Annotated in this window: 19 protein-coding genes and 1 pseudogene; 9 read left to right on the top strand and 11 right to left on the bottom strand. The window is 60.3% G+C overall.

Translation table 11 applies throughout. The annotated features are described in order from the left end of the window. Positions 1-8: 8 nt before the first annotated feature. A complete protein-coding gene (locus tag ACQ4MY_RS20005; RefSeq protein ID WP_008082425.1) occupies positions 9-674 on the bottom strand; it encodes a CoA transferase subunit B in 666 nt (221 codons plus the stop codon). Between the two features lie 24 nt (positions 675-698). Continuing rightward, positions 699-1,397, bottom strand: a complete 699-nt coding sequence (locus ACQ4MY_RS20000) for a CoA transferase subunit A (protein ID WP_440096235.1) — start codon at positions 1,395-1,397, stop codon at positions 699-701. A gap of 273 nt (positions 1,398-1,670) precedes the next feature. Here ACQ4MY_RS20000 and ACQ4MY_RS19995 point away from each other — a divergent pair, with 273 nt between their 5' ends. Beyond that, entirely contained in the window at positions 1,671-2,552 is an 882-nt protein-coding gene (locus ACQ4MY_RS19995) for a LysR substrate-binding domain-containing protein (protein ID WP_440096234.1), read from the top strand. An 87-nt stretch (positions 2,553-2,639) separates the two neighbouring features. On the opposite strand, the gene ACQ4MY_RS19990 is transcribed toward ACQ4MY_RS19995, so the two are convergent. The 3 genes from ACQ4MY_RS19990 to ACQ4MY_RS19980 form a co-directional block, all read right to left on the bottom strand. Continuing rightward, entirely contained in the window at positions 2,640-3,488 is an 849-nt protein-coding gene (locus ACQ4MY_RS19990; RefSeq protein WP_440096233.1) for an NAD-dependent protein deacetylase, read from the bottom strand. Between the two features lie 212 nt (positions 3,489-3,700). After that, entirely contained in the window at positions 3,701-4,747 is a 1,047-nt protein-coding gene (locus ACQ4MY_RS19985; RefSeq protein ID WP_440096232.1) for a class I SAM-dependent methyltransferase, read from the bottom strand. Positions 4,748-5,007: 260 nt separating this feature from the next. After that, positions 5,008-5,469 (bottom strand): GNAT family N-acetyltransferase, encoded by a 462-nt coding sequence (locus tag ACQ4MY_RS19980; RefSeq protein WP_440096231.1) that lies wholly within the window; start codon positions 5,467-5,469, stop codon positions 5,008-5,010. A gap of 234 nt (positions 5,470-5,703) precedes the next feature. Here ACQ4MY_RS19980 and ACQ4MY_RS19975 point away from each other — a divergent pair, with 234 nt between their 5' ends. After that, on the top strand, positions 5,704-6,516 hold the full coding sequence (locus tag ACQ4MY_RS19975; protein ID WP_045123160.1) for a class I SAM-dependent methyltransferase: 813 nt from the start codon (positions 5,704-5,706) through the stop codon (positions 6,514-6,516). A 141-nt stretch (positions 6,517-6,657) separates the two neighbouring features. Here ACQ4MY_RS19975 and pcsA read toward each other — a convergent pair whose 3' ends face one another. Then, the gene (gene pcsA, locus ACQ4MY_RS19970) at positions 6,658-7,380 is read right to left on the bottom strand and encodes a phosphatidylcholine synthase (protein ID WP_440096230.1); all 723 of its coding nucleotides are present in this window, start codon (positions 7,378-7,380) and stop codon (positions 6,658-6,660) included. A gap of 258 nt (positions 7,381-7,638) precedes the next feature. Between pcsA and ACQ4MY_RS19965 the strand changes: the two genes are divergently transcribed. Then, positions 7,639-8,418 carry a tellurite resistance TerB family protein gene (locus ACQ4MY_RS19965; RefSeq protein WP_440096229.1) on the top strand — a complete coding sequence of 260 codons (780 nt, stop codon included), beginning with the start codon at positions 7,639-7,641 and terminating at the stop codon, positions 8,416-8,418. Between the two features lie 7 nt (positions 8,419-8,425). On the opposite strand, the gene ACQ4MY_RS19960 is transcribed toward ACQ4MY_RS19965, so the two are convergent. Both ACQ4MY_RS19960 and ACQ4MY_RS19955 read right to left on the bottom strand, forming a co-directional pair. Beyond that, positions 8,426-8,881, bottom strand: coding sequence for an REP-associated tyrosine transposase (locus tag ACQ4MY_RS19960; RefSeq protein ID WP_440096228.1), 456 nt, complete (start codon positions 8,879-8,881; stop codon positions 8,426-8,428). 34 nt (positions 8,882-8,915) lie between these two features. Further along, a complete protein-coding gene (locus ACQ4MY_RS19955; RefSeq protein ID WP_440096227.1) occupies positions 8,916-9,335 on the bottom strand; it encodes a hypothetical protein in 420 nt (139 codons plus the stop codon). On the opposite strand from ACQ4MY_RS19955, the gene ACQ4MY_RS19950 reads away from it, so the two are divergent. The 3 genes from ACQ4MY_RS19950 to ligD are packed head-to-tail and all read left to right on the top strand — an operon-like array spanning position 9,334 to position 14,284. Further along, complete coding sequence (locus ACQ4MY_RS19950; RefSeq protein WP_440096226.1) at positions 9,334-10,710, top strand: iron-containing redox enzyme family protein; 1,377 nt, start codon at positions 9,334-9,336, stop codon at positions 10,708-10,710. The two genes, ACQ4MY_RS19955 and ACQ4MY_RS19950, sit on opposite strands and share 2 nt — an antisense overlap. 11 nt (positions 10,711-10,721) lie before the next feature. Further along, complete coding sequence (locus tag ACQ4MY_RS19945) at positions 10,722-11,675, top strand: methyltransferase (RefSeq protein ID WP_440096225.1); 954 nt, start codon at positions 10,722-10,724, stop codon at positions 11,673-11,675. Between the two features lie 17 nt (positions 11,676-11,692). Next, positions 11,693-14,284, top strand: coding sequence for a DNA ligase D (gene ligD, locus ACQ4MY_RS19940; protein WP_440096224.1), 2,592 nt, complete (start codon positions 11,693-11,695; stop codon positions 14,282-14,284). On the opposite strand, the gene ACQ4MY_RS19935 is transcribed toward ligD, so the two are convergent. The 3 genes from ACQ4MY_RS19935 to sodC all read right to left on the bottom strand — a co-directional run bounded on the left by ACQ4MY_RS19935 (position 14,285) and on the right by sodC (position 15,765). Next, complete coding sequence (locus ACQ4MY_RS19935; RefSeq protein WP_177323315.1) at positions 14,285-14,686, bottom strand: hypothetical protein; 402 nt, start codon at positions 14,684-14,686, stop codon at positions 14,285-14,287. Positions 14,687-14,766: 80 nt separating this feature from the next. Continuing rightward, complete coding sequence (locus ACQ4MY_RS19930; RefSeq protein WP_008082402.1) at positions 14,767-15,081, bottom strand: DUF2388 domain-containing protein; 315 nt, start codon at positions 15,079-15,081, stop codon at positions 14,767-14,769. 162 nt (positions 15,082-15,243) lie between these two features. After that, complete coding sequence (sodC, locus tag ACQ4MY_RS19925) at positions 15,244-15,765, bottom strand: superoxide dismutase [Cu-Zn] SodC (protein WP_440096223.1); 522 nt, start codon at positions 15,763-15,765, stop codon at positions 15,244-15,246. A gap of 222 nt (positions 15,766-15,987) precedes the next feature. Here sodC and ACQ4MY_RS19920 point away from each other — a divergent pair. The 3 genes and pseudogenes from ACQ4MY_RS19920 to mqo all read left to right on the top strand — a co-directional run. Continuing rightward, positions 15,988-16,764 (top strand): annotated as a pseudogene (locus ACQ4MY_RS19920) (MCP four helix bundle domain-containing protein); the annotation flags it as partial. Then, positions 16,759-17,622 carry a methyl-accepting chemotaxis protein gene (locus tag ACQ4MY_RS19915; RefSeq protein WP_440096247.1) on the top strand — a complete coding sequence of 288 codons (864 nt, stop codon included), beginning with the start codon at positions 16,759-16,761 and terminating at the stop codon, positions 17,620-17,622. The pseudogene ACQ4MY_RS19920 and the gene ACQ4MY_RS19915, both read left to right, overlap by 6 nt. A gap of 532 nt (positions 17,623-18,154) precedes the next feature. Then, positions 18,155-19,801, top strand: coding sequence for a malate dehydrogenase (quinone) (mqo, locus tag ACQ4MY_RS19910; RefSeq protein ID WP_008082399.1), 1,647 nt, complete (start codon positions 18,155-18,157; stop codon positions 19,799-19,801). The last annotated feature ends 141 nt before the right edge of the window (positions 19,802-19,942 follow it).

Genomic DNA, 19,942 nt, shown 5'->3' with positions numbered 1-19,942 from the left:
CGAATTCCTCACTCGGCAGCGAACTGCATTTCCGGTACGTGATCCGGGACGATCAGTTTACCAGCGGTTTTGGCGACGATTTCCTCGACGCTGACGCCAGGTGCGCGTTCCTTGAGGACAAAAGCGCCATTTTCGATTTCCAGGTAGGCGAGGTCGGTCAGTACGCGCTTGATGCAACCGGCGCCGGTCAACGGCAGGCTGCATTTGGACAGCAGCTTGGACTCACCATCTTTCGACGCGTGGGTCATGATCACGATGATGTTGTCGGCGCCGGCCACCAGATCCATCGCGCCGCCCATGCCCTTGACCAGTTTGCCGGGGATCATCCACGAAGCGATGTTGCCTTCGACGTCGACTTCGAACGCGCCGAGCACGGTCAGGTCGACGTGGCCACCGCGGATCATCGCGAAGGATTCGGCGGAGTTGAAAATCGACGCGCCGATGCGTGCGGTCACGGTCTGTTTGCCGGCGTTGATCATGTCGGCGTCGATGGTTTCTTCAGTCGGGAACGGGCCCATGCCGAGCAGGCCGTTTTCCGATTGCAGCATGACTTCCATGCCTTCAGGAATGTAGTTGGCGACCAGGGTCGGAATGCCGATACCGAGGTTCACGTAGAAGCCGTCCTGCATTTCGCGGGCGACGCGCTGAGCCATTTGTTCGCGGGAAAGTGCCATGTTGTTATTCTCCGTCAGCCTGAATTATTTGCGGATGGTGCGCTGTTCGATGCGTTTTTCGAACGTGCCGCAAATGACCCGATCGACGTAGATGCCCGGGGTGTGAATCTGCGTCGGATCCAGCTCGCCGGGTTCGACGATTTCTTCGACTTCGACCACGGTGATCTTGCCGGCAGTGGCGGCCAGCGGGTTGAAGTTCTGCGCGGTGTGACGGTAGACGACGTTACCGAAATGGTCGGCTTTCCAGCCTTTGACGATGGCGAAGTCGCCGGTGATGGATTCTTCCATCAGGTACTTGCGACCCTTGAACTCTCGCACTTCCTTGCCATCGGCGACGGGAGTGCCGACGCCGGTGGCGGTGAAGAAGGCCGGAATGCCGGCGCCGCCCGCGCGCATTTTTTCAGCGAGGGTGCCTTGCGGGGTCAGGATGACTTCGATGTCGCCTTTGAGCAGTTGCTCTTCGAACAGCTTGTTTTCGCCAACATAGGAGGCGATCACTTTGCTGATCTGGCGATCGGTGAGCAGCACGCCAAGGCCAAAGCCGTCGACGCCGCAGTTGTTGGAGACGACGGTGAGGTCGCGGGTGCCTTTGCGCTTGATCTCGGCGATCAGGTTTTCCGGAATGCCGCACAGACCAAAGCCGCCGGCGATGACGGTCATGCCGTCTTCCAGCCCGGCCAGGGCTTCCTCGTAGGAACTCACGCGCTTGTCGAAACCTGCCATATGCACCTCTTTTATTATTTGCGGGCGGCTGGCTAGCCGAATGGTTGGAGTGTCGCGCTGGGGGATATATTTGTTAAGTTGATTTTTAAGGTTGATTGATTGATAAAGCTCAACAATCACCGAAATCGTCGAATACCTGTGGCTGATCGTTCCCACGCTCCGCGTGGTAACGCCTCCATGGACGCTCCGCGTCCAGTGACGCAGAGCGTCACGGGCTGCATTCCCACGCGGAGCGAGGGAACGATCATGCATCGAGAATTCTGAGGCTTGAGTATGACCATCAAACAGATCCGCGCTTTCCTCGCCGTCGCGCAAAGCCTGAGCTTCGCCGTGGCCTGCGAGCGCCTGCACCTGTCGCAATCGGCGCTCAGCCTGACCATCAAGGCGTTGGAAGAGGGCCTGGGCGGGCGCTTGTTCAGCCGTAACACGCGCAACGTCGCATTAACCCCGGAAGGCGAATCGCTGCTGCCACTGGCCCGCCGCCTGATCGCTGACTGGGACAACGCCGAAGATGAAATGCGCCAGCGCTTCAGCCTGCAACGCGGACGCGTGACGCTGGCGGCGATGCCGTCGTTTGCCGGCAATCTGCTGCCACCGATCCTCAAGACTTTTCGTGCGCGCTATCCGAACGTCAACGTTACGGTCAACGATGTGATCAACGAGCAGGTGCTGGAAATGGTCCGCGATCGCCAGGTTGAACTGGGCGTGGCCTTCGAGCCGATGCAGAACACCTCGATGACCTTTACGCCGCTGTACATGGATCGCTTCGTCGCAGTGGTGCCGAAGGATTCGCTTTTGGCCGCCCGCAACGAGATCGACTGGCAGACGTTGTTGCTGGAACCCTTTATCACCCTGCAACGACCCTCAACAGTGCGGGTGATGCTGGAGGAGCACTTGCAGGCGCGGGGCATGAAGTTGCCGGTAGAGTTCGAAAGCCACCAACTGGCAACGGTCGGGCGCATGGTCGCCAGTGGGTTGGGAGTGAGCGCAGTGCCGGCGTTGTGCGCCGAGCAGATGCAAGAACTCGGCGCGCATTGCCTGACACTGATTGATTCAGTCGAGCGGGCCATCGGCGTGCTGACCGAGCCGGGCAATGAACTGTCGGCGGCGGCGCAGGCACTGTTCGATATTCTTCAGCAGGAACACTACGCCTGAAACACATATCCCCGGTAGGAGCTGCCGAAGGCTGCGATCTTTTGATGTTGGTTTTAAAGATCAAAAGATCGCAGCCTTCGGCAGCTCCTACAGGGGGGTATTCAGGTGGTGGGCGAGCAGGGGCAGGAGCTGTTCGCAGGAGGCTTCGATTTTCAGGTCAAGCAAATCGTCTGCGCGGGTCTTGCCCAGATTGATCGCAATCAACGGTTTGCCGCGATCGGCAATCACCCGGCACAGGCGAAACGCCGAGTACGCCATCAACGATGAGCCAACCACCAGAAGGCCTGCCGCATTCTCTGCCGCAGCCATGGCCCGCGCCGCTGTCTGCGCCGCCACATTTTCGCCAAAAAACACCACATCCGGTTTCAGCCGCTCACCCGCGCAGCGCGGGCAGCGCGGGGTCTGAAAGCGTGCTTCGAAGGCCGGATCGAGCAAGGTATCGCCGTCCGGCGCCTGCACCGCATCGACGCCGGCCAGGTACGGGTTCTGCGCCTCCATCAACTGCTGGATCGCATCGCGCTCGCTGCGCTGGGCGCAATCCAGGCACAGCACCCAGTGCAGGCTGCCGTGCAATTCAATCACGTCATGGCTGCCGGCCTGATCGTGCAGGGTATCGACGTTCTGCGTGATCAGGCCGCTGATCTGGCCTTGGCGCTGCATCGTGGCCAATGCCTCGTGGGCGACGTTCGGCTGGGCCTGGCGCACACGCGGCCAGCCGAGCATGGCCCGCGCCCAATAGCGGCGGCGTGATTCGGGGGCGGCGAGGAATTCCTGATACATCATGGGTTGCCGGCCCCGGCGTACGCCCTCGCTGTCGCGATAATCCGGAATGCCGGAGGGCGTGCTGATGCCGGCCCCGGTCAGTACCAGGAAGTCGCCGTCGGCCATCGCCTGTTGCAGCGTGTCGAGGTGTTCTTGGGTCGGGCTGTCGAACATGCTCAGCACTCCGAAGTGGACAGTGCCAGCAGGTTAGCACCAACCTCTGTGGTGGGGCGGATTGTGGCGAGGGAGCTTGCTCCTGCGGGATCGCCAAGCGACCCCGGGATCGGTTAATGATGTGTGTCAGGCACGGCGAGTTACGGGTTTTGCGACGACTTTGTCGCCGATCGGGGATAAATCCCCTCGCCACAAGGGTTGTCGTCACGCCTTTATTTACGCGCCTCGAGGATCAGGTTGAAGGGTGTTTGGGTGGCCCGGCGGAAGTGTTTGAATCCGGCTTCAGTGAAAACTTTGCGCAGGCGCATTTCCCCAGCCTGCGCGCCGAGTCCGAGGCCGACTTCCTGGGACAGCGAGTTTGGCGTGCAGATAAACGTTGACGCCGCATAGAACAATCGGCCGACCGGATTGATGTTGTCGTCCAGCGTGTCGTTGGCGAAAGGCTCGACCAGCAGCACCGTGCCGTCGTCTTTCAGCGAATCGTAGGCATGCCGCGCAGCACCGACCGGGTCGCCCATGTCGTGCAGGCAGTCGAAGTAGCAGATCAGGTCATAGTCATCGCCCGGATAGCTTTTGGCTGTGCCCTGGAAAAATTTCGCCCGACTGCTGACGCCGCCTTCTTCCGCACGTTGGCTCGCCACGGTGATCGACGGCGCGTGGTAGTCGAAACCGACGAAACGCGAGTTGGGAAACGCCTGGGCCATGATCACCGTCGAGGCGCCATGACCGCAGCCGACGTCGGCAACTTTGGCGCCGTCTTCAAGTTTGGCGACAACGCCGTCCAGCGCCGGCAACCATTCGGCGATCAGGTGGCCTTTATAGCCGGGGCGAAAGAACCGTTCGGTGCCGGTGAACATGCACGGATGGTGATCGCCCCAGGGCAGGGCGCCGTTGCCGCGCATGGCTTTGACCAGTTTGTCCTTGTCATGGAAAAACGACGCCACCACGCCGAGCCCGCCGGCGACATACACCGGCGAATCCTCCACAGCCAGCGCCAGCGCCTGTTCTTCCGGCAGGCGAAACTGGCCGTCGTGGTGTTCCATGTAGCCGGACGCCGCATGGGCGCTGAGCCATTCACGCACCAGGCGTGGGTTGCAGGTGGTTTTTGCAGCGAGGGCTTCGGGGCTGATCGGTTGGCTGTCGGCCATCGCCCGGTAGAGCCCGAGTTCTTCGCCGACGATGACATTGGCCAGCATCGCCGCGCCGCCCATGTCATTGACCAGTTTGCCCATGAAGTCGTTGAGTCGGGCCTCGTCCATTGTGTGTGCTCCTGAAACAGGATCACAGTCCGGCGGCGTTGAGGGTCGAGGCATGCGCCACCGGGCGGTGGTCGGGGATACGGGCAGGACGTACGCTGCGCCCTGCGGCCCCCTCGACTGGGTCATGAATGAGTCTAGCCCGACTGCGCCCCGTCACAACCCTCCTTGTAGGCGCTGCGGCACGCTGCGATCTTTTGATCTTCAAAACAAGATCAAAAGATCGCAGCGTGCCGCAGGTCCTACAGGGGAATGTGTCGGGTTCAGAGGTTGCGCACCATCAGCCATTGTTCGTTGTCCCAGGCGCGAAACCGCTCCAGAACCTGCCAGCCACGCTTGGCGTAGTAGTCCTGCTTGTTCTGAGTGTGCAGGTACAGACGCGCGATCCCACGATCTTTCGCCTCCCGACAAATCCCCTCAATCAGTCGCTCCGCCAAACCCTGGCCGCGCGCTTCGGGGTCGACGAACACGCAGGCCAGCCACGGCCCCAGATCGGGCCGATGCGCCAAGTCATCGCGGGCCAGCGCGGCACCTCCGACCAACTGTTCACCGTCCATGGCAATCAGGCACGACCAATCGCCGTTGCTTTGCCCTTCGGCAAATTCGCGCTGCCATTCGGCTAACGGTTGGTGGGCGTATTCGTAGTGAAACTGTTGGTGAATCCATTCGGCATAGTGGTCGCTGTGGTGCAAGTGATGAGCCAGCCAATCGAGGTGCAGTGACATCAGGTGAGTCCGTTGCAGAGGCGAGCGTGCATCAGAAACCAATCCGTCGGCACTGGCAATCCCGGAGGTGTTGCAGCGCCTTTACAAATTCTCGCCACTCATCGGCAAAGCCTCGGTTTTACAGGGTTGCCGGACGATTGACAGGGACGCCGGCACGACTCGGCGCGATAGTGGCCGAGCAGGCTCATCAACAGCCCTGTGCCCCATAACAAGAACGCAGCGGAGCTCGACTTCATGAGTACCCCGATTGATCTGACTGCCTTGAAGGAACGCCAGAAAGTCGCCTGGGCCAGTGGTGACTACGCCGTGATCGGCACCACCTTGCAAATCGTCGGCGAAAACCTCGCCGAAGCCTGTGATCTGCGTTGCGATGAGCAGGTGCTGGACGTCGCCGCCGGCAACGGCAATGCGACGCTGGCGGCGGCGCGGCGCGGGTGTCTGGTCACATCGACCGATTACGTCGCGGCGCTGTTGGAACGCGGACAGGACCGAGCGCGGGCCGAGCATCTGGACGTGACGTTTCAAGTCGCCGACGCCGAGGCGCTGCCGTTCGCAGATGACAGTTACGACGCGGTGCTCTCGACCTTCGGCGTGATGTTCGCCCCGGATCAGGACAAGGCTGCCGCCGAGTTGGGCAGGGTCTGTCGCCGTGGCGGGCGGATTGGCCTGGCAAACTGGACGCCGGAAGGCTTCGTCGGGCAGATGTTCAAAATCCTCGGCCGCCATCTGCCGCCACCCGCGGGAGCGCAGCCACCGTCGAACTGGGGCTCGGACGCGTGGCTGCACAAGCACTTCGATGATCGCGAATTTCTGGTGCGGGTCAGCCGGCGGGAATTCAACTTCCGTTATCGCTCGGCGGCGCACTTCATCGACATCTTCCGGCATTGGTACGGTCCGGTGCACAAAGCGTTCGCAGCGTTGCCGCCGGAGAGCGGGCAGGCACTGGAAAGTGATCTGGCGGAGTTGCTCAATCGCTCGAACCGGGCGGGGGAGGGTTCGCTGGTGGTGCCGAGCGAATACCTGGAAGTCGTCATCAACAAACGCTGAAGCCGCTCCCCGGATCAATGAAATCCCTGTGGGAGCTGGCTTGCCAGCGATGACGGACATTCAGTCGACTTATTTGCCGACGGGTGTACCGCCATCGCTGGCAAGCCAGCTCCCACAGGTTTTGTATTGAGTTCGAGGGGCTTATTTCAGATGCGGCCGATCAAACCACTCCAGTGCCGTGCGCCAGATGCAGATGCCCAGAAAGTACGCCGACATCAATAACCACAAGCCCATCACCAGCGGGTTGATCGCCGGGTGATTGAGCACCAGCGACAAGCTGCACAGCAGCCAGATCGCCGTCACCGCAATATTGATCGGCATGAATCGGCGCACGCGGAACGGGTGCAGGAACTTCATCTGCGTGACCGTCAACAGCGCCAGGCCGATCACCGTCAGGAAGGTAATCCATGGTCCCGGGCCGATGATGTACAGGCACAGCGCAACCACATTCCACGCCGCCGGAAAGCCGACAAAGTAGTTGTCCTTGCTCTTCATATTGACGTTGCAGAAACAGAACAGCGACGACACCAGAATCAGCGACACCGTCAGCAGCAGGGTGTAGTCAGGCAACGGAATGTAGCGATAGATAAACAGCGCCGGAATGAACACATAGGTCAGGTAATCGATCACCAGATCGAGGATCGAACCGTCGAAGCTCGGCAGCACCGATTGCACATTGACCTTGCGCGCCAGGGCACCATCGAGGCCGTCGACGATCAGCGCCACGCCCAGCCACATCAGGCAATGGGTCGGTTGGTTTTCCAGCAGGGCGAGGGTGGCCAGGAAAGCTGTGACCACGCCAGTCGCGGTAAAACCATGGGCGCCCCATGCTTTGAGCCTGGCGATGTGTACGGTCGATATCACGGGGGCGTTCTCCAGAAAGTGAAGCAAGCCGGTTATCACCCTTGGGCAAAGGGCGCCGGCAAACCGGGTCGGGGTTGCAGCTATCGACCGGTCTGGCCGGGATAAGGTTCACCACCCTTGAATCTTAGCTGGCGGCTGGAAAAATTCCCGGGCCAAACCCGCCCAGGCCTTGAGTGTCGGCCAAACGGTGCTGGCGCTATGGCCGCAGAGGTCTAGAGTTGCCTGACGCAGTCACTGCCAATGCCTGAGGATGACGTCATGAACACCAGCGATTTGCTCGAACAACTGCTGCGAGGCCAGGCCTCGGCTGGACAACAAGGTAGCGCCTCGGCCGGCGGAGGGCTGGGCGGGCTCGGCGGTTTGCTCGGTGGCCTGCTCGGCGGCGGTTCCGGTGCTGCCAGTGGCGCGGGCTCTGCTGGTGGGCTTGGCGGCCTGGGTGGTTTGCTCGGTGGGTTGCTTGGCGGCGGGGCCGGCGGTGGCCTGGGCGGCGCATTGGGTGGGGCGTTGGGCGGTGGTGGCGGTGCGGGCGGTACGCAAAGCCGTTCCGGCGGCAGCAATTACGCGGCACTCGCGTCGCTGGGAATGATGGCCTATCAGGCGTATCAAGCCTGGCAACGCAGCCAGGCCAGCGCGGCGCCGCAACAGATCCCGCAAACCGCCAATCTGCTTGCAGGCCCCGAGGTGGAAGAACACAGCCATGCGGTGCTGCGCGCGCTGATCGCGGCAGCCAAGGCTGACGGTGAGATCGATGACCGGGAACAGCAGATGATCAACATTGAAATCAGCAAACACACCGACGATCCACAATTGCAGCAGTGGTTTGAAATCGAAGTCGCCAAACCGCTGGATGCGAACGAAGTCGCCCGAGCAGCCAACGACGACCCTGCAGTGGCCGCCGAGATGTATCTGGTCAGCGTGATTCTGGTGAACGATCAGCAGGACGCCGAACGCAGTTATCTCGATGAACTGGCGGCGGCGTTGCAGATTGATCCGGATTTGCAAGTGCACCTGGAGCAGCAGGCCAAAGGTCAGGCCTGAAGCAACGTCAAAAGATCGCATCCCACAACGGATAATCTCCCAAGCGCCGAACCAACCCCGCGCGCAGAGGGTTCATCACGATATACCGTGCTGTCGCCTGAAGATTCTCATCGCGCCGTAAAGCCCGATCGTGATACCCGCGCTGCCATACCCGCCCATTGCTGCTGCGGCAGAGATTGATCGAACGACAACTGCGTGATTTGACTCGACACATCAGCTCTGCCAAAGAACCTCGCTTCAGCTCAACCAACCAATGCAAGTGATCGGGCATCAATACAAAGGCCAGCGACCGCACCATTCCTGATTCTTCTGCCAAGCGCAATTGCTCAACTAACAACCGCCCCAATCTCCAATCAGCGAAAACCGCCACCCGCTGGTCTACGACAACCGTTAACAAATAAACCTGACCCACCTCCGAATACCGCCCCTTCCTCAAACCACATCCTTTTGCCGCAACAGGCATTCCCTTGCCCTCCAAAAATGATCGTCCCTAAACCCTAGCCATCCCTGGCCCCTGCGCGAATCCAACCCATTGCACGATGTAACCCATTGCACCAACCAACCCCATTGCACACGTAACCCATTGCACGATCTAACCAAATTGCACGATCTAACCCATGTAGGAGCTGCCGAAGGCTGCGATCTTTTGACGTTGTTTTTAAGATCAAAAGATCGCAGCCTTCGGCAGCTCCTACAGTGAGTTTCAGCAGTTTCAGCAGTTTCAGCAGTTTCAGCAGTTCCAGCAGTTCCAGCAGTTCCAGCAGTTTCGCCAGTTTCCGGGGCTGCGAAAGCGCCGTAGGTCGCCGTCCGTCCGGGCAAATTTCACGTCGATTGAATTTTTCACAGGCGCACACCCTCTGCTGCTCTAGAGGCGTGTGAAACAGCGCCCTGCCAAAACCGACCGAGAACATTGCCATGACTGTCCTGACACGCCTGCACTCCGCGCCGGCCCAGCCGCAAGCGATCAATCCTGCCGGGAACCTTCGGCAAATATATGAGGCTCTGCTGCGCGAGGATGATCCTCAGGCCCTCGCGCAAGCGTTCTTGCAGGAACAACTGCAAGACGCTGCGCAACTGACCGACCCGCTGCCGGCTGACCCGACGACGTGGCACGCGTGGGTCGCCGACCATTGCACCGACGTCGGGCGCCAATACGCCGATTACCTGCAACATCGCAAGGCTGGCGGGCCGCGCCAGTTTTTCGCCTGCAAGGCGCAAGCGCTGTACTTTCTGCAAGCCGTGGCGCCGACCAAACTGGTTGACGGCGCCTGGCTCGCCGGCCTGCTACCGCAATGGCAGGATCCACGTTTCAGCGACTTGCTGACCACCTATCTTGAAGAACTCGGCGACGGCAACCCCGCGCAAAACCATGTGGTGATCTACCGCAAACTCCTTGCCGAACATGACTTGCAAGACAGCAGCGCAACGGCTGATGAACACTATCTGCAAGGCGCTTTGCAACTTGCCCTCGGCATCGCCGGTGTCGATTACTTGCCTGAGGTGATCGGCTACAACCTTGGCTACGAACAACTGCCGTTGCACCTGTTGATCAGCAGTTACGAACTCAGTGAGCTGGGGATCGATCCGTACTACTTCACCCTGCACGTGACCATCGACAATGCCAGCACCGGCCATGCGCAAAAAGCCGTGCAGGCGGTTCTCGACCTGATGCCGCTGGAGGCCGATCGCGCGGAGTTTCTGCGCCGGGTATCGCTGGGGTATCGGCTCAATGATCTGGGGCAGGGCAGTCGCGCGATCATCGAAGGTTTCGACCTGGAGCAAGCGTTGCTGGCGATGCTTGAGCGCAAGCGCCCATTCGGCCAGCACATGCATTCCGATTACTGCCGCTTCGAAGGGCAGACCGTCAATCAATGGCTGTCAGCACCTGAGCAATTGCCCGGGTTCCTTGAGGCCTTGCAGAACAAAGGCTGGATCAAACGCCATGAAGACCCGCAGGCAAGTCGCTTCTGGCAACTGATCGCGGGCGACGGCGCGGCGATGTTCGGCGTGTTCAATGCTTATGAAAAGCAACTTGTGCACGACTGGATTGCCGGTGACTGGACGTCGTCGGAAAAACCGCGAGCGCCGCGGCGGCACGGTCAGATGGCGGCAGCCATCGAGGTCCCTGAACAGGATCCGGATGTGCAGCAACTCATGGCGGCGCTGCAAGGTCAGGACGCCCTCATGCAAATCGCGACACTCTTGCCTTGGCTCGCGCCAGCGCGGCATGCACACCCGGCCGGGTTGCTCGCCACTCGGCGCTTTATCGAACTCAAATCCCGCCTGCCTTAAGGAAGCCGCCAATGACTCAGGAAGAACAACTCGACAGCAACGACTTGGCGTTGCTGCAACTCGGTCGGCGACTGCAGGCCGACGGTTATCGATTCATCACCCCGACGCCGCTCACGCATCAGCGCGTCAATCAGCGCGACGAAGGTCAAGCGGCCGATTGCCTGCGCGATGTGTTCGGCTGGTCGCGTCCGTTCCAACCGGGATTGTTGTCTGCCGATGAGCAACGGCAACTGCAAGACGCGCAGATCATCGATGCATACGACGGCCATTTGAAAAGCCGGGTGCGTTGGTCGAGTCTCGACGATTTGCTGTTCGTGCATTCATCGTTTCCCACTGACGCGGCGGATGCAGTGTTCTTCGGGCCCGACACCTATCGTTTCGCCCAAGTGATTCACGCTCATCTGCAGCAGAATTTTGCGCCGATCCGTCGCGCCGTGGACATTGGTTGTGGTGCCGGCGTCGGCGCCATCGTGATCGGTCGTGCCCGTCGCGAAGCGCAAGTGCTGGCGCTGGACATCAACCCTGCTGCGCTGCGCCTGACCACGATCAACGCCGCGCTGGCCGAAGTGGCCAACGTCGAGGCACGCGCCAGTGATCTGCTGCAAGGTGTCGATGGCGAGTTCGATCTGATCGTCGCCAACCCACCATACATGGCCGATCCGGCGGGGCGCGCGTATCGCCATGGCGGCGGCACGCTGGGGGCCGGGTTGTCGTTGCGGATTGTCGAGCAGGCACTGAATCGGCTGGCACCCGGTGGCTCGCTGTTGCTCTACACCGGTGTGGCGATGGTCGACGGTCGGGATCCGTTTCTCGACACGGTATTGCCACGCCTGGACGAAAAGCGCTTCGGCTGGACGTATCGTGAACTCGACCCCGATGTCTTCGGCGAGGAATTGCTCCACCCCGGTTACCAGCGGGTTGACCGGATCGCCGTGGTGGCGCTGACCGTGACCCGATTGGGTTGACACAAGGCAGGTGTGTGATGAACAGGAACCTCGACGACTACAACCGCATGCGCGATTTTTCGGCGACGTCGGAACCGGCCGCGACCAAGCGCCGGGGGGGTAAAACCGCCACGGATCACGCCCTGCAGTTCTGCATCCAGAAGCACGACGCTTCGCACCTGCATTACGACTTTCGCCTGGAACTCGATGGCGCATTGAAGAGCTGGGCGGTGCCGAAGGGGCCGTCGCTCGACCCCAAGGTCAAGCGTCTGGCGGTGCATGTCGAGGATCATCCGCTGGATTACGCGACGTTCGAGGGCAGCATTCCAGAAGGGCATTACGGTGCCGGCGACGTCATCGTCTGGGATCGCGGCGTGTGGATTCCGCAGGAGGACCCGCAAAAGGCCTACGCCAAGGGCAAACTCAAGTTCGAACTGCAAGGCGAAAAACTCGGCGGCATCTGGAATCTGGTGCGCACGCACATGCCGGGGAAAAAGGAGCAGTGGTTTCTGATCAAGCATCAGGACAACGCCGCGCGCCCGCAGGATGATTACGACGTGCTGGTCGCCGAGCCCGACAGTGTGCTCAGCGAACGCACGATCGTCGGCAAACCCAAACTCGCTGCCGAGCAAAGCAAACCGGTCAAGAAACCCGCCGCCAAAGCGCGCAAAAAAGCCACCGGCACGCTGACCGGGGCGCACAAAGCCAAACTGCCCGCGCAGCTCAAGCCCGAGCTGGCGACGCTGGTCGACAGTGCGCCGGAAGGCCAGTGGAGCTACGAAATAAAATTCGACGGCTACCGGATCATGGCGCGGATCGATCATGATCAGGTGCAACTGTTCACCCGCAACGGCCACGACTGGACGCACAAATTGCCGCAACAGGCCGAAGCCCTGGCTGCGCTGGGGCTGGAATCGGCCTGGCTGGACGGCGAAATGGTCGTCGCCAACGAACACGGTGTGCCGGATTTTCAGGCACTGCAAAATGCCTTCGAAGTCGGGCGCAGCGCTAACATCCTCTACTACTTGTTTGATTTGCCGTACCTCAACGGCGTGGATTTGCGCGAAGTGCCGGTCGAGGAGCGGCGAGCTGCGCTGTCGACCATCCTCGGCGCCCAGAAAAATCCACTGTTGCGCTATTCCGAAGCGTTTGACGAAACCCCGGACGCCTTGCTCAACAGCGCCTGCCAGATGCAGATGGAAGGGCTGATCGGCAAGCGTCTCGGCTCGCCCTACGTGTCCCGACGCAGCGGCGACTGGATCAAGCTCAAATGCAAACATCGGCAGGAATTCGTCGTGGTTGGCTACACCGAACCGAAAGGCTCGCGCAGTGCCTTCGGCGCATTGTTGCTCGGCCTGCATGATCGCGACAGCGGCGAATTGCGCTACGCCGGCAAGGTCGGCACCGGGTTCAACGAAGCGACGCTGAAAAGCATTCTTGCGCAACTGAAACCGCTGCAGACAAAGAGCGCGGCCGTGGTCAATCCACCCACGGGACTCGAAGCCAAAGGCGTGCACTGGCTGAAACCGAAACTCTTGGCCGAAGTGGCTTTTGCCGAGATGACCAAGGACGGCTCGGTGCGCCATGCTGTGTTTCATGGTCTGCGCAATGACAAACCGGCCAAGGACATCAACGAGGAGCGAGCGAAGCCCGTGAAGACTTCCGAGAGCAAAACCGCTGCGAAGAAACCGGCGAAAAAAGCGCCTGCGGAAAAAGCTGACACGGCGCCATCGCAACTCGGTCTGGCCAGCGGCAAAGTGCGCATCACCCACCCGGATCGGGTGATCGACGCTGTCAGCGGCACCACCAAGATGCAACTGGCCGAGTATTACGCCAGCGTTGCGCAGTGGATCCTGCCGCAGCTCAAGGATCGCCCGGTCGCCCTGGTGCGTGCGCCGGATGGCATTGCCGGCGAGCTGTTCTTTCAGAAGAACGCCGAGCGTCTGGCGATCCCCGGCATCACCACGCTGGACAAAGATCTCACCGGGCAACCGGTGATGCTCATCAACAATGCCGAAGCGCTCATCGGCGCGGTGCAGATGAGCACAGTCGAACTGCACACCTGGAACGCGACCACCACTGACCTGGACAAGCCTGACCGCTTCGTCCTCGACCTTGACCCGGATCCGGCGTTGCCCTGGAAAAGCATGGTCGAAGCGACGGCCCTGACCTTGACGGTGCTCGATGAACTGGGGCTCAAGGCCTTTCTGAAAACCAGCGGCGGCAAGGGCATTCACCTGGTGGTGCCGCTGACGCGCAAGCTGGGCTGGGATGAGGTGAAAGACTTCAGCCACGCGATTGTCAGTCACATGGCCAAGCTGTTGCCGGACCGCTTTTCGGCGGTATCGGGGCCGAAGAATCGCGTCGGAAGGATCTTCATCGATTACCTGCGCAACGGCCTCGGCGCCACGACCATTTGCGCCTACGCGGCGCGCACTCGCGAAGGTCTGCCAGTGTCGGTGCCGTTGTTTCGCGAAGAGGTTGCCGAGATCAAGGGCGGAAATCAGTGGAACATCCACAACGTCCACGAACGCTTGGCCGAAGTGGGCGACGAACCGTGGGCGGATCTGAAGAAAACCCGCCAGAGCATCACCGCCGAGATGCGCAAACGGGTCGGCATGAAGAAATGATCAGGTGTCGCGCAGCAAGTCGTTGGCGTTGAGCAATTCGAAGGCGATTTCGGGGTTGTTATTCAGGCCACGACGAATCGCGGTGGGAATCGCCTTGCGCGTCTTGCGGCAGAGCCCCGGTAACTCGTCGATCTCTATTTCGATACCGAGCATGGTGCGCACTTCGTGAAAGCCGGGCGCGACCTCGACGCGGATACCCAACTGCTCGAACATGCGCTTTTGCAGATGCTTCAGATCATCGAGATTCTTCAGTTTTTCCAAGCGCGCGAGCAAGACTTTTTCTTCCTCGCGGGTCAGACGCAAGATGCGCAGATCCGCGCCGGGTTGCTCCAGCAACGGATCGCGCCCGCAGATGCAGGCGCCGGGCGGGCAGGGTGAACGCAAGGGCACGGAAGTCGTCATGGCCTCCATCATAGAGGCCGTCGGACAGTTTTGCCTATGCGCCTTCAGCGGCCATCCATCGGCTGCCTGATCCGTGAGCGCTACTGATTCAAACCTTCGTAATGCACCAGAATCGCATTGGCGAGGTCTTCATCGCTGGCGTTCAGGCCAGGGTTGTCCTGGCGAACCTGTTGCAGCACCGATTCAAGATAAACCCCACGAATGGCCCCGCCACTGGCGACAAATGCAGACAAGTCGTCACGGGCCGGAATCACCATTTTGTGATCCTTGAAGGTCGAGTACAGCGACGCGGAGACACCGGCCGAGGTAGCGACATCTCCGGCATCGACTTTTGCCAGAGCGGAGCCAACGGGCAGGCATAGGAGTAAAGAAGAAACGAGCACTAACTTGCGCATGACGGTGTTCCTCCACAAGCGCGAAGCAAAAAGGGAAGGACTACATAATGTGAGAGGGGCTTGGTGGGCGGGAGTTCCATGGCAGGGCAAAGTCTGCGTTTTTGCAAAGCAGACGCAGGCAGCGCCACGGCGGGGCTGCCCGGTCTTTTCCACGGAGAAGCGTCAGATCACCCCGCAGGCCATGCGATCACCGCCACCGCCCAGCGGCTTGGGCATGTCGGCGTGGTTGTCGCCACCGGCGTGGATCATCAGCGCGTGCCCTTTGATCTCGGAAATCTTTTTCAGGCGTGGCGCCAGTACGGGATAGTTGGCGATGCCGTCAGCTGTCACGTAAACCGCCGGCAAGTCGCCGAGATGGCCATCGGCGTAAGGGCCGAGGTGTTTGCCGGTTTTTTGCGGGTCGAAGTGGCCGCCGGCAGCCAGTGCTGCGCCTTTGACACCGTCTTTCATACCCGCCTCGCAACTGCCGTTTTCATGCACATGAAAGCCATGGATGCCGGCCGGCAGGGATTTCAGATCAGGGGTGAACAACAGGCCGTACGGCGTCTCACTGACAGTGACCGAGCCGATCGCCTGCGGCGCACCGTCGGCGCTGACCAGATTGATGGCGACTTTTTCTGTCGCTGCCTGCGCGGTGCCGATGGCGAAAGTGCCGAGCAGTCCTAACCACAGAGCGCGTTTCATAAGCGTTTCCTTGTGCATGAGGGTTTTTCAACGACGGACTCAATAGCCGGCCGGCATTAACCGGCGATGAAGGCCTCGGCCGCCTGCGTGCAAAGTGTGACTTGTCACGCAATCGGAAAGTTTTCTGGCATTCAGCCCTCACGCGGACACCTGCTGACACGCACTGGCCCGGCAGACCTGCGCAGATAGGCTTAACTGAAGGTCTGACAAGCGTTTACGGGCGTGACCAAGGAGGAAAACCCGGTGTCGATCAAACTGCGTTTAGTGTTGCTGATTGTTACTAGCCTGCTGACGGCGTTGCTGGTCAGTCTGGTCAGCTATGTCGGCAATCAGCGGATGGCCACGGCAGTCAGCGATAACGCGGTCAGCATGAGCGCGCTGCGCAACCACATGGAAGCCGACATGATGCACGACGCCCTGCGCGCCGATGTCTACTCGGCAATGCTGGTCGGGCTGGGCAAAAGCACCAGCACGGCAGTCGAAGCGCGAGACTCGATAGACGAGCATGCGGGGCATTTCCGTGAAGTGCTGGAGGAGAATCTCAAGCTGCCGATCAACCCGACGTTGCGCACGGCGTTGGAGCAGATCAAGCCGAGCCTCGACACCTACATCAATGCCGGTGAACGGATTGTCGGTCTGGCGCTGGACAATCCGCAGGCTGCGCAGCAGGAACTCGGCACGTTCAACAGCGCCTTCAGCCAGCTCGAAACGCAGATGGCCGCGTTGAGCGAGTTGATTGAAAGCAATACCCGGCAAACCAGCGAAGCCACTGAAGCTGCCATCCGCAACGCCAACATCGCCCTCGCTGTCGTGTTGCTCGCCGGTTTGCTGCTGTTAATGGTGGAAGGGCGCTGGGTGATTCGCAGCATCACGGGGCCGTTGCAAACCGCCAGCCGCATCGCCGAGAGCATCGCCCACGGTAATCTGAGCGAGCCGATCAACGAGCCAACCGGCAAGGACGAAGCCAGCGCCCTGATTCGTACGCTGGCAACCATGCAGCGGGATTTGCGCAACATGATCGACGTGGTACGCAGCAATGCCCATGGCGTCAGCGGCATGAGCGAGCAGCTCAGTCACGGTTGCCATCAGGTCGCGGACAGCAGTCAGCAGCAAAGTGTCGCCGCCAGCACCATGGCTGCCGCGGCCAGCCAGATGACCGCGAGCATCGAGGAAATCACCCGCCACGCCGAACGTGCCTTGAGCATGGCCAGCCAGGCCGAAAACCTTGCCAAGGAGGGCGGCGGGGTGATTCATCAAGTGGTCAGTGACATGGATGACATCGCCCGTTCGGCGCAACAGTCGGCACAGGTGATCCGCACGCTGGATCAGGAATCCGAAGGCATCTTCAACATCATTCAGGTGATCAAGAGCATTGCCGACCAGACCAACCTGCTGGCGCTCAATGCCGCGATCGAAGCCGCTCGCGCGGGAGAACAGGGTCGGGGCTTTGCCGTGGTGGCCGACGAAGTGCGCAGTCTGGCAGCGCGCACCAGTGCTTCTACCCAGGAAATCGCCGCGATGGTCGCGCGTATTCAAAGCAGCACGCGCGAGGCAGTCAGCAGCATGGAAGCGGGGGTGGCGCAGGTCGACAAAGGCATGGCGGTGACGGCGGATGTCGAGCGGGCGATCCGCGAAATCCTCGACGCCACGTTGAGCACGACGCAACTGGTCAACGACATCACCCGCACGATTGGCGAGCAGAGTCAGGCCAGTAACGAGATTGCCCACCAGGTGGAAATGATTGCCGGAATGTCGGAGGGCAACAGCCGGGTGATCGGGCAAACGGCGACAACCACCGATGAGTTGTCGAGCCTGGCAGGGCAGCTGGCGCAGTCGGTGGATCGGTTTCGGTTGTGACAGCAGGGCGGTTCTATGGTGTCGGGCCTGACGCCATCGCGGGCAAGCCCGCTCCCACAGTTTCTGCGGTGTAAATACAAACCTGGTAACACCATCAAACTTTGTGGGAGCGGGCTTGCCCGCGATGAGGCCAGACCAGTCACCCTGACGCTATTGATAAAACACACGGTCATGTTCAGCTGCTATCGGCCGATAAGCCCCTGAGCGGAAAAAGACTCTCAAGTCGGGAACAGACGCGCGGGTTTGCCCTGACGTGATATTCTGCGCGCCAACTTGGTTTGACCTAATTCAGTTTGCTTGCCTTCGGGCGGGCTGACGGAATCCCTGTCGCTCAAGTAGCTGAAGCCAATAATGATAAAAAGTCAGTTCAGAAGGGACATTAACTGAGGTCGATGCAGCACGTCGGCCTTGTGTGCCCACCCGTCAAAATTGAAGTGTGCCGGAATCTGCGACGCTAGCCTGAGCGTCATCAAAGCGGATCGCATACAGATAACAGCGGCGGGCGGAAGGCGTTTTATCATAGGTGCAACAGATGTTTAAAAAAGTGAACACAGCCCTGCTGGGTCTGGCTTTGGCGATGGGGATGACATCCGCCAATGCTGACGAAGCAAAGAAAGTCGACGTTCTGCTGATCGGCGGCGGCATCATGAGCACCACCCTCGGTGTGTGGATCAATGAGCTGGAGCCAAGCTGGTCGATGGAAATGGTCGAGCGCCTTGATGGCGTCGCCCTGGAAAGCTCCAACGGCTGGAACAACGCCGGTACCGGTCACTCGGCTCTGGCTGAGCTGAACTACACCCCGGAAGACGACAAAGGCAACGTGACGATCCCGAAAGCCGTCGAGATCAACGAAGCGTTCCAGGTGTCCCGTCAGTTCTGGGCCTGGCAGGTTCAGCAAGGCGTTCTGAAGAACCCTCGCTCGTTCATCAACACCACGCCGCACATGAGCTTCGTGTGGGGTGATGACAACATCAAGTTCCTGAAAAAGCGCTACGAAGCCCTGCAAGCGAGCCCGCTGTTCGCCGGCATGCAGTACTCCGAAGACCCGGCTGTGATCAAGAAGTGGGTTCCGCTGATGATGGAAGGGCGTGACCCGAACCAGAAAATCGCGGCCACCTGGAGCCCGCTGGGTACCGACATGAACTTCGGCGAAATCACCCGCCAGTTCGCTGCCCACCTGCAAACCAAGCCTAACTTCGATCTGAAACTGTCGAGCGAAGTCGAGGACATCACCAAGAATGCCGATGGCACTTGGCGTGTCAGCTACAAAAACCTGAAAGACGGCACTAAAACCGAAACCGACGCCAAGTTCGTGTTCATCGGCGCTGGCGGCGGTGCACTGCACCTGCTGCAGAAGTCGGGCATTCCTGAAGCCAAGGAATACGCTGGCTTCCCGGTAGGCGGCTCGTTCCTGGTGACCGATAACCCGACCATCGCTGAACAGCACTTGGCCAAGGCCTACGGTAAAGCCTCGGTTGGCGCACCGCCGATGTCCGTTCCGCACCTGGATACCCGTGTTCTGGACGGCAAGCGCGTGATCCTGTTTGGCCCATTCGCGACCTTCAGCACCAAGTTCCTCAAGGAAGGTTCGTACCTGGACCTGCTGACCAGCACCACCACCCACAACATCTGGCCTATGACCAAGGTCGGCATCAAGGAATACCCGCTGGTCGAGTACCTGGCTGGCCAACTGATGCTGTCGGATGAAGACCGCATGAACGCGCTGAAGGAATACTTCCCGAACGCCAAAGCCGAAGACTGGCGCCTGTGGCAAGCCGGCCAACGCGTGCAAATCATCAAGCGTGATGAAGCCGCTGGCGGCGTGCTGAAACTGGGCACCGAAATTGTTGCTGCACAAGACGGCTCCATCGCCGGCCTGCTGGGCGCATCGCCAGGCGCGTCGACCGCTGCTCCGATCATGCTGAGCGTGCTGCAGAAAGTCTTCAAAGACAAAGTGGCTAGCCCAGAATGGCAAACCAAGCTGCATCAGATCGTGCCAAGCTACGGCACTCAGCTGAACAGCGATCCAGCCAAAGTGGCTGCAGAATGGGCTTACACCGCCAAGATCCTCGAACTGCCGACGCCTCCAGTCATCGGTCAGGTAGCTGCTCCGGCCGCACCTGCTGCTGAAAAAGCTGAAGCACCGAAGGAAAACGCTGCACGTGACATGGCTCTGTAACTAGACCCCTGACACACAAAACCCACTGAACCGGCGACGGTCAGTGGGTTTTTTTATGCACTGTCCCCCTGTAGGAGCTGCCGAAGGCTGCGATCTTTTGATCTTGTTTTTAAGATCAAAAGATCGCAGCCTTCGGCAGCG

This window comes from Pseudomonas sp. SM4 (genome assembly GCF_051913165.1).
In the GTDB taxonomy this organism is placed as follows: Bacteria; Pseudomonadota; Gammaproteobacteria; order Pseudomonadales; family Pseudomonadaceae; genus Aquipseudomonas.
This window is presented reverse-complemented; position numbering and strand designations above follow the sequence as displayed.